The organism is Octadecabacter sp. B2R22, assembly GCF_018861045.1.
Taxonomy (GTDB): Bacteria; Pseudomonadota; Alphaproteobacteria; order Rhodobacterales; family Rhodobacteraceae; genus Octadecabacter.
Genome location: NZ_JAHKQJ010000009.1, coordinates 1 through 12,380, shown reverse-complemented (window position 1 = coordinate 12,380; position 12,380 = coordinate 1). Strand labels below are relative to the sequence as shown.

8 protein-coding genes and 1 pseudogene are annotated in these 12,380 nt (G+C 54.6%); 3 read left to right on the top strand and 6 right to left on the bottom strand.

From position 1 onward, the window contains the following. Positions 1-74: 74 nt before the first annotated feature. On the top strand, positions 75-887 hold the full coding sequence (locus KO486_RS12790) for an ABC transporter permease (RefSeq protein ID WP_216037677.1): 813 nt from the start codon (positions 75-77) through the stop codon (positions 885-887). On the opposite strand, the gene KO486_RS12785 is transcribed toward KO486_RS12790, so the two are convergent. The 4 genes from KO486_RS12785 to KO486_RS12770 all read right to left on the bottom strand — a co-directional run bounded on the left by KO486_RS12785 (position 888) and on the right by KO486_RS12770 (position 7,247). Further along, a complete protein-coding gene (locus KO486_RS12785) occupies positions 888-2,081 on the bottom strand; it encodes a hypothetical protein (RefSeq protein ID WP_216037676.1) in 1,194 nt (397 codons plus the stop codon). Beyond that, on the bottom strand, positions 2,074-4,563 hold the full coding sequence (locus tag KO486_RS12780) for a glycosyltransferase (RefSeq protein ID WP_216037675.1): 2,490 nt from the start codon (positions 4,561-4,563) through the stop codon (positions 2,074-2,076). Before KO486_RS12780 ends, KO486_RS12785 begins: the two co-directional genes overlap by 8 nt. 234 nt (positions 4,564-4,797) lie before the next feature. Beyond that, positions 4,798-5,907, bottom strand: coding sequence for a ParB/RepB/Spo0J family partition protein (locus tag KO486_RS12775; protein ID WP_216037674.1), 1,110 nt, complete (start codon positions 5,905-5,907; stop codon positions 4,798-4,800). Further along, the gene (locus tag KO486_RS12770) at positions 5,904-7,247 is read right to left on the bottom strand and encodes an AAA family ATPase (RefSeq protein WP_216037673.1); all 1,344 of its coding nucleotides are present in this window, start codon (positions 7,245-7,247) and stop codon (positions 5,904-5,906) included. The genes KO486_RS12775 and KO486_RS12770 overlap by 4 nt, the downstream gene beginning before the upstream one ends. A 457-nt stretch (positions 7,248-7,704) precedes the next feature. On the opposite strand from KO486_RS12770, the gene KO486_RS12765 reads away from it, so the two are divergent. Then, positions 7,705-8,448 carry a DnaA N-terminal domain-containing protein gene (locus KO486_RS12765; RefSeq protein WP_216037672.1) on the top strand — a complete coding sequence of 248 codons (744 nt, stop codon included), beginning with the start codon at positions 7,705-7,707 and terminating at the stop codon, positions 8,446-8,448. Between the two features lie 93 nt (positions 8,449-8,541). Then, a complete protein-coding gene (locus KO486_RS12760) occupies positions 8,542-9,654 on the top strand; it encodes a polysaccharide biosynthesis/export family protein (protein ID WP_216037671.1) in 1,113 nt (370 codons plus the stop codon). An 80-nt stretch (positions 9,655-9,734) separates the two neighbouring features. Here KO486_RS12760 and KO486_RS12755 read toward each other — a convergent pair whose 3' ends face one another. Beyond that, positions 9,735-11,669: a nucleoside-diphosphate sugar epimerase/dehydratase gene (locus KO486_RS12755; protein WP_252734768.1), complete on the bottom strand. Its 1,935-nt coding sequence runs from the start codon at positions 11,667-11,669 to the stop codon at positions 9,735-9,737. A 396-nt stretch (positions 11,670-12,065) separates the two neighbouring features. Beyond that, positions 12,066-12,380: pseudogene (locus KO486_RS12750) on the bottom strand (iron-regulated protein frpC); the annotation flags it as partial.

The window sequence follows — 12,380 nt, the reverse complement described above, 5'->3', positions numbered from 1 at the left end:
AGAAGAACTTTAACTTTTGACAGGAACGCTATACCCATATGAAGCGTTTCACCATAGCACATTGGACACCGAGAATGCCAACAGCCCCTTCCCGTGCTCCCCTGCCGCCAACCCAAACACGGCGCCGCTTCGGAAGCATTCGCGCTGTCCTCGCCCTCATTATGCGTGAAATGGCGACGTCTTATGGACGCTCACCGGGTGGCTACATTTGGGCGGTCCTAGAACCTGTTGCAGCCATTACTGTCATGTCCATCGTCTTCTCTGCGCTCGTTCGAAGCCCGGCCCTCGGGATTAGCTTCCCGATGTTTTACGCAACCGGAATGCTGCCTTTTCTGCTTTATAACGCAGTGCAGGGTAAGGTCGCAGGAGCGCTAACCTATTCACGGCCGTTTATGGCCTACCCCACTGTTACTTATTTCGATTCACTCGTAGCTCGTTTTACCTTGGAAACGATGACCAAATTATTGGTCGGGTACATCGTTCTCACAGGTATCCCGCTTCTGTTTGAAACGCGCACGCACCTGAATTTTGCAATCATCATTCAGGCCTATGCCCTCGCAGCAGCTCTCGCATTTGCCGTGGGTTCGGTGAATTGTTTTATGTTCACACAGTTCCCTGTCTACCAAAGGTTCTGGGCCGTACTGAACGCACCCTTGTTCATCCTGTCTGGTGTCTTTTTCACCTACGAGATAGTGCCGACCGAATACCAGCCGCTGTTGTGGTATAACCCCCTGATCCATGTGACCGGCTTAATGCGGTCTGGGTTCTATAGCACCTACGATCCCGACTGGATTAGCATCCCATATGTCATCGGCGTTTCATTGACCCTAACGGTCTTCGGACTGCTATTGCTACGCCGATACCACCGAGATCTGTTGAACCTTTGATCAGGGTTTCTTAACCAAGCCATTAACCCTCCGAAGGAGTTTGCCGGCTGATCCACCAACGGCTTGAAAACGCGCGTCCTTATCGGCCCTCAGCAACGCATCAAGCAACATCAGAATGGCGCTGTCCCACTCCTTAATGGACGCCGAAATATTTGGAGAATCCGGCATGTCAGCCGACACCTTCACCCCAGTCTCAGCAATGCGCTCAAGACCGATCGTCAACGACTGAAACAGCGCGGCCATTTGTTCCGGATCGTTCATCGGAGAAACCCCCCGATCTATTTCGTCCTGCCATCGTGTGTCGTCCAGCCAGCGTACGTCATCACACACTTGGTTCATGGCCGCATCAGACGCCACGCGCTTTAGCGCTTCCAGATTGGTCTGCGCGATCGGTCGCAAAATATCGGCATGGCGCGGCGTAATTGCCCAAAGCCGTCGCCCCCCGACCTGCGGACACCACCGCTGCACAACGAATTCGGTATGCGCATCGTGCCCTGAACGCCGCAAGCGGCGATGACGTCTCAACACGCCGATCAACGCTGGGGACGACGACACATTGCTTTGTTCTGCAGCAGGCAAATCCACCCCAAGATGGTCAGAAAACCGCGCAACGACATCCGGTTGCGCCCAAGCATATCTTACACTGACATTCGGGATTGCCGACCATGCCTCAAGGTTCGTCCCAAACGTGTAGTGCGTTTTCGTGCGATTGATCCAAGCATCCATGCTTTTGACGTTCCAGACGCCCCATTGCCAAAACGCCGAGTTGTACCAATCCACCACAGGGCGAAGATACGCGACGACATCAACTGGCGGGTTTCCCCAGCTTTTCAGGTGATGCGCGAACATATCAACACGATCAATCCAGCCCTCACAGGATGCAATCGGCACATGCCCTTTGCGAAGGCCGCTCAATCGCGCGCGGTTCAACGCCGCAAACATTGGGGCATCTACTTCCGTGTTCTTAATATTCGGCCAGCTGGTGTATCCAAAGGCTGACCATTTGGCTGCCACCGTGACTCCCCTACCGTATTGAACACGGCCCACGCCCGCGGCCTTTTTCCAAGTCGTATAACGATACTGCCGCCCGTCTTTACCTGTCAGGTCCGGCGTCATGCTTAGAGCAGCCTGCAAAGCAGAGCTGCCGCATTTAGGGGCCCCAACATGTAAAACCATTTGTGCTTGCTCATTCATGTGGCTCTCCAGTCCCTAAAGCCGCCAGTGCAGACAAAAGCTCTGCAGCCGACGTTTGGTCCAAACTGGCCGTCTGAGGTAACGACAAAACCCCGCCACGTGCACCACCCTTAACCGCCGCCTCAACGGCAGCACCCTGCGCACCAAGATCGAATGCAAATACCGGCATGCCCGTCGACAGCGCCTCATGGGTCGTAAACGAAAACGTCTCCGGCCAAATGGATGGTATGAACCAATTTGAGATTCCATAACGCGACACCAATGCAGGCAAATCGCCAACGGCATACGTGCCGTGTACTGTCGACCCAGATGCCAAATGATACCCTGGCGCAATGTTCCCGATCACCACGATCCGGCCGGCGCCCGTTTGATCCAGTTCCTTGGATAACTCAACGACGACTTCCGCGCCCTTATGCTCACCGATATTGCCGAGCACGCCAATCACAAGTTCGCCCTGCCCGCCCTTCGCAGGTTCAATCGCACCGGGTTGAGAATGCAGCCCGTGCGGAACAACCGATATCTTATCCGCCATCTCGGGATAGGCGTCGATCAACAAGTTTTTGCTCACACTTGAAAAGACTTGCACGTCTTGTGCCGCCCGCAAAAGCCGCCCCCATTCAGACTGCCAATCCGCCAAACCGTTGCCATTGAACTGATGCGCAGGGTCATGTTCCAGTGGCCCCCCTGCCCTCGGCACGCCCCGATACGTGCCATCAGACCCGATTAAGGTGAACGACGGGCTGATCGAGAAAAAGTCATGCATCAAAACCTCAATCGGATGCTGACCGCCGGCTGCCATCTGCAATAGAACGCCTGGTAACCTGATGGGATCGGGGTCCCCGACACCACAGGAATAGATCACACGCCGTTTCGCCAACAATCCAACCATCGACAACAGCGTTTCAACGTCGTCGCACGTGCCTATGGTCAGCCCCTGACAGCTATGAAGCTCAATCTGCCAACTCATGCGTAGCCCGACCCGAACCACCACAGCAGCACCACCAGCCGCGATACAGTCCGCGATCCGACCATCAAGATAGATATCCGCACCGCCACCGGCTGCGTGCCCCAAAAAGACCGGAACAGGGTCTTCCTGATGCAATGACGCCCACTTTAACGCCAACGCCAACCGCACCGTTGCCAGTGGGTCGTTGCCTATGAAGGTGTGAACTTCTTTCTGGTATTTGGGATATCTGGCCGCCAGCTTTGCGATGTTTTTTTCCAACAGCCGTTGCTTGGCCGCGGATCCAAATGACATGCCCCCATAGTGTTCAACAAACACGTTTCCGGCAGCCACATGGTGCCCGCCCAAGGCTTCTGTTTTCTTACACCAGTCGTTCTCTTCTCCGTAGCCACGCCCAAAGGCCGTATCGAAAAACGGCACATCCCGAAGGTACTTGGGCGACATGGCCATGCAGAACCCAACACCGGTTGGCACGTCAATTTGGGCCTTAATAGGGTCGAATGTCGCAGCGACTGCGTCCAATGCATCAACCGCACCACTCGTTAGAGTGGATCGGGCGCACAGCACGGGAACCGTGAAAATCTCGGCGTCATTCGACATGGGCGTAACCGATGCCACATCGGGACTATCCAGATGCGCCAACAACCGCTCAAGCCAACCGTCCGGCACAAACGCATCCGAATTCACCAAAACGACCGGATCATCAGGCCAGGTTTGTGCCTGTTTCAACCCCGTATTCGCCGCGCCAACGAACCCTTTGTTCTCTGAATGCTTAACCAATGTCACCCGGTCAGCCCGCCTCGCGTCCCCACACCATTCCTCAAGAAACGGCATGATGCGCGGGTCCGTTGAACAATCCTCCACGAGAACCAAACGCCAGCCCTGACCAGAATGTCGCTCAATGCGATCAAGAGCATTGGGAAGCAAATCGAAAGCATTGAACACAGGCATCATCAAAGTCGCCTGTCGTGGGGTCCCTACCGCAGCTTCAACCTTATCAAAAAGGCCTGGCTCCAGCGTCATAGCGGGCGGGCGAATTATGAGACCGAAACGCTCTTTCACGAGCTCACGTTCGCGCAGGTCGCCTTTGATTTTCCATCGATAGATTTGTGGCAAAGAACGCACGATTTGCCCACAGAACCTGAACCCCTGCCAAACCCTCGCGCGGGCAAGTTGGGCGGGACGAACGGAAGGAAGCGAAACAACCGTCTCTTCATTCCCCGCGCCAAAGCGCAACCTCGCTTCGCCCAATTCAAACGGCAGACTTCCTTCGTAGATGTAACTGCCGTCAGTCTGGCGCACCCCCAGCACAGGAACCGCCGCCTTATTCAAGCTAAGCTCAGCGCTTTCAAATGGTCCAACAGCCGAAAAACAGAGTCTATTCGCCGCGATAGAGACTGAATTGATCGTGACGTTAGCCGCCGATCCGCTCGGGCGCTCCCGATCGATAGGCACATCAATCGCCACGTGGATGTCGGCGTATCGCTCAAAGACGCTATAAATCCGACGTACAAACATCCACTTCCCTTCAATCTTACCCTAGCGGCCCTCTTGCTGCGGTTTCTGATAATACATCGAACCAACAAGAGACAGGTGTTTTCCGCTAGTCCACGCCCCAAGAAAATAAGCCACTCTCAGGACACCTAGCAATGCAAAATAAGTATAAGCCTTTGATATAAAACATAAAAATTTTCGCCCTCTCAGAAAATCAACCTAACACCCACTCGCCAACCTTATCCGCGGATAAGGTCCCTACCCTAACCCATCCACAAGACCGGCAATCGCTCGCTCAAGTTGCGCACGGTCAATCGTCGAAAAGTCTCGATCCACCTTGATTTCCAGCCGCCCAACACCCGCCGTACACTTCACCCGACCCGCGCTGGTGCGGATATCGAACGTCGTCTTTGTCTTGGATGGATCAGCTGCCCCCCGTTTGGATTTGGCCACCGCAGCGACCTCATCGGGGTCACCGCCAACGTCGATCGCCTCTTGCCCCGAATGGCGGCGCAGGACGTCCAGCTCATCCAGAACGCCGCGCATATCCCAGTCTTTCAGGTCATCTCTGATGCGCGCCTTGATCTCGGGGCGGTCCTTTAATGCACGTGCCACCGTAACCCCCAAAGCCCGCGGGATTTCCGTCGGGTACGCAAGAGCCTCTCCGATTTGGTCCAGAAGAAACGCAAAGGAGCGAATGTAGCTGCGCTTGGAATAAGGCGCAGATTGGAACAGTGCAGCCACGGCCGCCCCCAGATCCCCCGCTTCCGTCGCGGGATCAGCCGCATAGGTCTGGGCCGCCCGGGCCATTTCTGCAAACGACAGATCCTTACGGATGACGTTCTCATCGACCATCCGGCGATACAGACCACCGATGTCATCGCCCCCCGACAGAACAAGAGCAGGAACAGCGCCCCACTGATTATCGCCCGTTTCTTCGAGCAGCGCTTTATATGCGCTGAGACGTCGGTACCCCTGCACCAACTCATATCCTGTCCCGTCAGGGCGCTTCAGGAGCCGGATCGGATTGGAAAGACCCAACTCCCTGATCGAGGTAACAAGGCTTTCAAGTTCCAGATCATCGCCTGGCATCCGGTCACGTACGAGCATGAAGGTATGGACGTCTTCCAAAGGCACATCAAGGACAACGCCTCCCGCCTCCCGTTTGGCGACGAACTCATGGGCCAAGGCATCATTCTCGTCGCGGATCGCATCAGCCGCCTGTTTGCGCGCACGCAACGCATCCGCATTCTCGGAGATTGCGCTGGCCATTGGCCCGCGTCGCGTCGGGTTTTCTTTTGGGCTCTGCGGATCGACGTCTGCATCATCTGGCAGGTCGATATCAAATACACGACGTTTCCGGCTCATGTGTTCTCTCCCTCACGTTCGACCTTATCCGCGGATAAGGTTTCTTCGGACATTGCCTCCCAATGCGGAAGGATCACTTCTCTGAACTCCCCATAGGCGCGATCAAAACTAGCGCGGGCGCGCCGCCAAGTTTCCCGAGTCATGTCCCGATAATCCATTTCGTAAATGGAACTCAGGAACCGACCGGATTGCTCAACAGCGCGCGTCATTTCTACGGGGTGCTCTGCAAGTTTTTCACCGAAAACCTTACCAAATGCTTCCCGCATCGCACGGTGCAAATCATTGCCGGATTCAAACCGCGTAAGCAAAAAGCGGACATCGTAGAATTCTTTCGGCAACCTAACCTTATCCGCGGATAAGGTATCCCCAAACCCTTGCGACAAATCTTCCAGCGCCTCGGCCAGCTGACCGATAAATGATGTCGTGCTGTCGTACTCCCAGTACCCAGGGCCTGATGGAATATAAAGAACGTCAGCCGCAAAGACGGCGTTCATGGATTGATACCCAATCGCCGGCGGGCAATCGAAGAAAATCAGGTCCCATTGATCGTCCGGCAACTGATCAAGGAACCGCGACACCGCCGCAAAGAAGGACCATTCAGGATTCAAGTGTCGATATTGCGCAGAGGCGAATTCCACAAAGGCCGCGTTCGCACAGGACGGGATCAGATCGATCGTCGGCCAGTTCGTCGGCTGAATGAAATCAGACACGCGCAAATCTTGCAGGCCCAAAGATGTGATTGACGAAGGGATTGAACGCTGGGGCAGGGCGGCCCCGCTTGCAGCACCTTGCGGCATGGCATTTTGCTCTTCGGTCTGGCGGATCAGGTCACGGGCCATAATCCCCCAAACCGTGTTCTCCTCACTCACATCCGTCAGACCCATTGAGTGACTAAGCGTGGCTTGAGGGTCGAAATCAACACACAAGACGCGATACCCATCAAGCGCGGCCGCGTGTGCAAAGTGCTGCGCAACAGTCGACTTTCCGGCGCCGCCTTTGAAATTTGCGATTGCGGTTCTGATTGCGCGACCAGCAGGACGGGGAGGGGTCAAAGGCTTCCCACGTTGGCGGATCTTACGACGTAAGATGTTCACCTCATCAAGGGTAAACCAACGCTGGCGCCCGTCGGGTTCAACAAGACCCGCTGGCAGTGAAGGGTCCGCCGCAAGCTTGCCGCGAAAGGTCGACTGATTAATCCCCAAGATGAGCTCCGAAACCTCCCATGAGGAGAACCGCCGGAGGGTTTTAACGTTCTCCGGAGAGAAGGTCTGCTGGCGAATCCAACCCTGCATCTTCAGGGATCTCGACTGCATTTCTTGTAGATCGCGGTGATTCAGCATTTTTGCCTCGGACGTTGTTTCGTGGTTTTTCTGCATTTACGCCCAATTTGCACTTTTTGTCGAGAATGTTATTCATGTAATCTAATCAACCTTATCCGCGGATAAGGTCAGCACAGGTAAGCCAAGCGCCTCAGCCGCCCACCGAATCGGATGCGGCAGAACCCCAGACAGTATCGACTAGATATAGGGGGACACGAGACTGGCTTTGGAATACTTTGGGGGGACATCTACGGGCAATAGGGTGTCATCCTACATGTCCCCCTATACCTTTGATACCATTTTTTCTTTAGTTAGTTTGAAAGAGGCTGGGGGAGAAAGGAGCGAATCCTTGACATGATGCCCTTTTCCAACGCAAATCAGGGGGCGGTCGGGAATAACGCCTAAACTGAGTCTCTCAGTGAAAACAAAAGGCAGCCTCCGCATGGTTAGCAGTAACCATTGAGCAAACGAGGCGGGCATGGAAATCACTAACGACCGACAATCAAGGTTAGGGCAGGGCGGTTTAGCTGCAGATTACAAATTTGCAGGGCCGGGATCAGCATCTCTCAAGTATGATGTTCTAACGGCCCTTCTTGCACTTGCGGCACAGAACAACGGAACGCAGGGCCGACTGGCGCTGCGACTTTCACTGGTCATTACGGCGCGGTTCAATTGGAAGTCGGGGTTCTTCAGCGTCGGGGTCAAAGAACTGGCGCGGATGTGGGGCGTGACCGAGCGAACTGCAAAACGCGAAATCGGACTGATGCGGAGCATTAACTGGATTTCAGTCCAGAAGGCCGCGACCCGAGGGCGCGTTACGCAACACAGAATTCAGTTTGCGGATATATTAAGGGATACGATTGGCCATTGGGATGCGGTCGGTCCTGACTTCGCAGCCCGAATGGCGGGTGCGCCCGAACCATCAGACGAAATTCAAAGCAACGTTGTGCCGCTGCATACTGGAACAGACACTGTTCCAGCACAGGATGGCACAATTTGGCCTGCAATCGCGTCAGAGATGAAGGCACAGGACCCAGCGGTCTATGCCGCATGGTTGAGCGCGCTTGCTTATGTGGATCGCGATGGGGACCACTTGGTGCTTGCGGCGCCCAGCAGTTTTTCGGCCAGTTATATCGAGACACATCTACACACGCGGCTTTTGTCGGCCGCAATTGCCCAAGATCGATCGATTAAGGGGATACGACTCATTTCTATGGACTAGCAGGTGGCTGTCCATCGCCAAACAACGCGCAGGCTCGTTAGGGTTGCGTCTTAAAGACGAAGGGCGCTATTTATGCCCAACCGGGGGAAACAAATGTTAAACGTCCGTCTACTGCTGTGTGGAGCTGTTTTACTGTCTGGATGCGATCTGATCCCCAGAGGGGCAGGGCTGCAGTCAGAGGTTCTTGCCGTTCCAAATTCAGAAAATGGTGAAGAGGTGGTTCCTGAGTTTGCAGTTGAACCAATCACACGCGACAATCTTGCGACGTTCTTGCATTGGCCGGATATCGACAACGAACACTTGCGTTGGATCGAAGCCGCTGATCAGCCCAATACCCGCATTGTCACGCCGGGCGATCGATTGGACATTACGATTTGGGGCACAGAGGAAAACGGCCTTTTGACCAACCCCGGCCAACGGTCTGTAACGTTTCCACAAACCACGGTGTCTGCGGCGGGTACGATTTTTCTGCCATTTGTTGGTGACATCAAAGTCAGCGGTATGAGCCCTGATCGCGCTCGGGCGCGAATAGAGACTGAATATGAGGGCGCACTACAGTCGCCACAGGTCCAATTGGAGCTTACTGAGGGTCCAAACCGGCAAGTCACGCTGGTAAGCGGTGTGAGCGCCCCAGGGCAGGTCACTTTACCCCATACGAATTACACAATCTTGGAATTGCTCGCGGATGGCGGCGGGATTGTGACGTCGTTCAACAACCCGCAGGTTCGATTGCAGCGCAACGGCACCCTTTATGGCGTTTCCGCGGATCGTTTGTTGGGGACACCGCGGCTCAATACGACCCTGAATGCGCGCGACCGTGTCTTTGTCGAAGAAGATGAGCGTATTTTCCTTTCGCTTGGTGCGTCAGGGACTGAGGCGGTGCATTCGTTCACGAAAGACACTGTTACGGCACTAGAAGCCCTTACGATCATCGGTGGGGTCGCGGAGTCGCGTGCGGATGCCAAGGGAATCTTGATTTTGCGCCGTTATCCTGCGCGTGCTGTAACAGCTGACAGGTCTGGACCCGATCACCCACGGACCGTCTTTACAATCGATCTGACGACGGCTGACGGCTTGTTCTCGGCCGACCAGTTCATCATCCAGCCAGGTGACTTGGTTTATGTCGCAGAAAGCCCCGTCACGGCAGTGCAGTCGATCTTTGGATTGTTTGGCTCTGTCCTTGGGATAAACAACCAGTTGAACTAGGACGGGCCTTGGAGCTTATAGAGTTCCGTGAATCGTCCGACGACCATTAGCGCCTTGCTGAAACGTAAAAGGGTAAGGGCCTAGAACGACGCGAGGGCAGACGACGAGCTTTCATGTTCGAGGGCAGGGCGCTTCACCCAGCGGCGCAGCATGTCTACCGCGATGTCTTCGTCCCCTTCAACGAAGGCTTCGTTCAAGGCGCGAAGTGCAGAGGCGATTTCAATTTCCGCGAGGCGGTCTTCTTGGACACGTTTGATTTTTGGGTGGTCGGTGTCCGTGATTGGCTTGCCTTCAACCGTCAAGACTTCATGCAGTTTCTCGCCGGGGCGTAGGCCGCATTCCTGAATTTCAATGTCACCATCGGGATTTTCAGCGTCGCACACCGTATACCCAGCCGCTTCGATCATCTGGCAGGCGAGGGCGCGGATGGAGACAGGCTCACCCATGTCCAACACAAAAATTTCGCCGTGTTGGTCAGTTTTCTGGGCCTGGCTACCGACCATCAGAACCAGCCTTGCGGCCTCAGAGATGGTCATGAAATACCGCGTGACTTTGGCGTGGGTCAACGTCACAGGGCCGCCGCGTCCAATCTGTTCGTCAAACAGCGGAATGACGGAACCCGACGAGCCAAGAACATTCCCAAATCGAACGATTGAAAAGCGGGTTTGGGGCGTGCGTGTCGAAATATCTTGAACCAGCAGTTCTGCCAGCCGTTTGGATGCGCCCATGATGTTCGTGGGCTGAACGGCTTTGTCTGTTGAGACAAGAATAAAGGAGTCGACACCAGCATCACCCGCGGCTTTTGCTACAGTCTGGGTGCCAATGACGTTGTTATAAAGCCCGACGAGGCGGTTCTTTTCAACCATCGGGACATGTTTATACGCTGCGGCATGTAGGACCGTGTTCACACCGTGCTCAGCAATGGTTCGACGCACATGGAGCGCGTCTGTCACCGATCCCAAAACCGGGATAATCGGGCAATGTTCATCATCAGAGTTGTCGTTCAGTTCCCGATCAAGCTGGTAGAGCGCATGCTCGCTCACGTCGAATAGAACGAGGCATTTGGGGCGACAGGTTATGACCTGACGTGCAAGTTCCGAACCGATCGACCCACCTGCACCGGTGATCATAACGCAGCTGTCGGCATAGATTTCTGAACTGCCCGCCAAGTCTTCGTCCAGATCTGCGCGATTCAGGAAATCAGTTGGGTTTGTGGGAATCAATTTGTCCGTAAGTGGGGTCGCGCCAAAGAGGGAAGCAAATGAAGGCAGGGCAGAGACCTCGCAATTCAGCGACTGGAGGTACTTGATCAGGCGCGCTTGTCGTGGACGGCTCTGCGCTGGCATTGCCAGAATAACGCGGTCGACCCTCAAGTTCGTGATGATCTGCTCAATGCGAACGGGGGAGTGAACGGGCAGGCCAGCAACAAGGATTTTCTGAAGGGTCGGGTTGTCGTCAATGAACGCAACTGGTTCGATGGCGTCATCTTTGTCGAGCGCGGCGGCAAGTTGAACGCCAGTTTGGCCGGCCCCATAGATTAGGATCCGTTGTCTGTCATGACCACGCATGTAGATAGCGATCAGGATATTGCGCATGATAAACCGCGCAGCCACCGACAGGATCACAATCGCCATCGTCACATTCAAAATGAAAATTGGATCAGCAACAGTGCCGTATAGCAATATTGACCCAATAACTCCGGTCACGCCGACAATGGCCCCATATCCAGCGGTTCGCTGAATGCCGTTTTGTTCGTAAGTCTTCAATTTGATGCGCGGCAATCCCATGATGAGAGAGGCCGCGCCACCTGCGACTGTCAAAACAGCAACCAAAGCCAGCTGTTCACGGAAACTGTCCTCGGCGACAAAGATCAGCACCGCACAGGCAATCGGCACAAGAAGGATATCCACGAGCAGCAGGATGCCAAGCTTCATTCTTCTTGGCATTGTCTCAAAGGTGCGGGACAATCTCTTGTTCAGTTTCAGAAGCTTGTGCTTGATTGTCCGACGTCGCATACCACTTAGTCCTTTCAGTACGGCAATTTAAAACTCATAAAACTGGTCCAAAAGAACACTCAAACTTGCCGTGCATCACATGCGGATAATAACATTACAACTTCTGGTATAAAGCTCACGCTTGCCTTGCGCCAGTTTTGTAACCGCATGATCAGAGACTGGCATAAATCCCTGTTAACTACGAATTAATTTCTAGGCAACCTGCTCAGAAAAGCGGCGGTGTGGCGGCTATGTGCCGAAATAGGGGGCGAATCGGGCCTATTATCGGCAAAAAGTCCTATAATGATGATTATGTCAAATAAGGTTGAGGCGCGACCCTCAGTCCTATGTCAAGAACCGAGGGCGCAATTCCCTTAGGCGGACGTTTAAACGCAGGTGTCCTGCCAAATAAGCGCGTTAAACAAACAGCATGCCGTCATCGAAGTCAGCCAGATCGGTGCCTTCAAAGACGACTTCCACGTCGCCTGATGCAAAGACCACATCGGTGCCGTCTTGCGTGAAGGCCGCTTGTGCAGTTGCAAGGTCGCCGAACTCGAAGTCGGTGATGTCGATGCCATCCCAAGCTTCCAGATCAAGCACAACGTCGCTGCCAGCATCCGCCTGGCGGAACACGAACAGGTCCGAACCAAACCCGCCGGCCATCACATCATCACCTTCACCACCGACGATTTCGTCGCTGGCCGCATTGTCGCGCATCCAGTCTTCCAACGC

Coding starts and splice junctions, on each gene's coding strand:
- KO486_RS12765 (WP_216037672.1), top strand. CDS start 7,705: ATGGAAATCACTAACGACCGACAATCAAGGTTAGGGCAGGGCGGTTTA.
- KO486_RS12780 (WP_216037675.1), bottom strand. CDS start 4,563: ATGTTTGTACGTCGGATTTATAGCGTCTTTGAGCGATACGCCGACATC.
- KO486_RS12770 (WP_216037673.1), bottom strand. CDS start 7,247: ATGCTGAATCACCGCGATCTACAAGAAATGCAGTCGAGATCCCTGAAG.
- KO486_RS12790 (WP_216037677.1), top strand. CDS start 75: ATGCCAACAGCCCCTTCCCGTGCTCCCCTGCCGCCAACCCAAACACGG.
- KO486_RS12785 (WP_216037676.1), bottom strand. CDS start 2,081: ATGAATGAGCAAGCACAAATGGTTTTACATGTTGGGGCCCCTAAATGC.
- KO486_RS12755 (WP_252734768.1), bottom strand. CDS start 11,669: ATGCGACGTCGGACAATCAAGCACAAGCTTCTGAAACTGAACAAGAGA.
- KO486_RS12760 (WP_216037671.1), top strand. CDS start 8,542: ATGTTAAACGTCCGTCTACTGCTGTGTGGAGCTGTTTTACTGTCTGGA.
- KO486_RS12775 (WP_216037674.1), bottom strand. CDS start 5,907: ATGAGCCGGAAACGTCGTGTATTTGATATCGACCTGCCAGATGATGCA.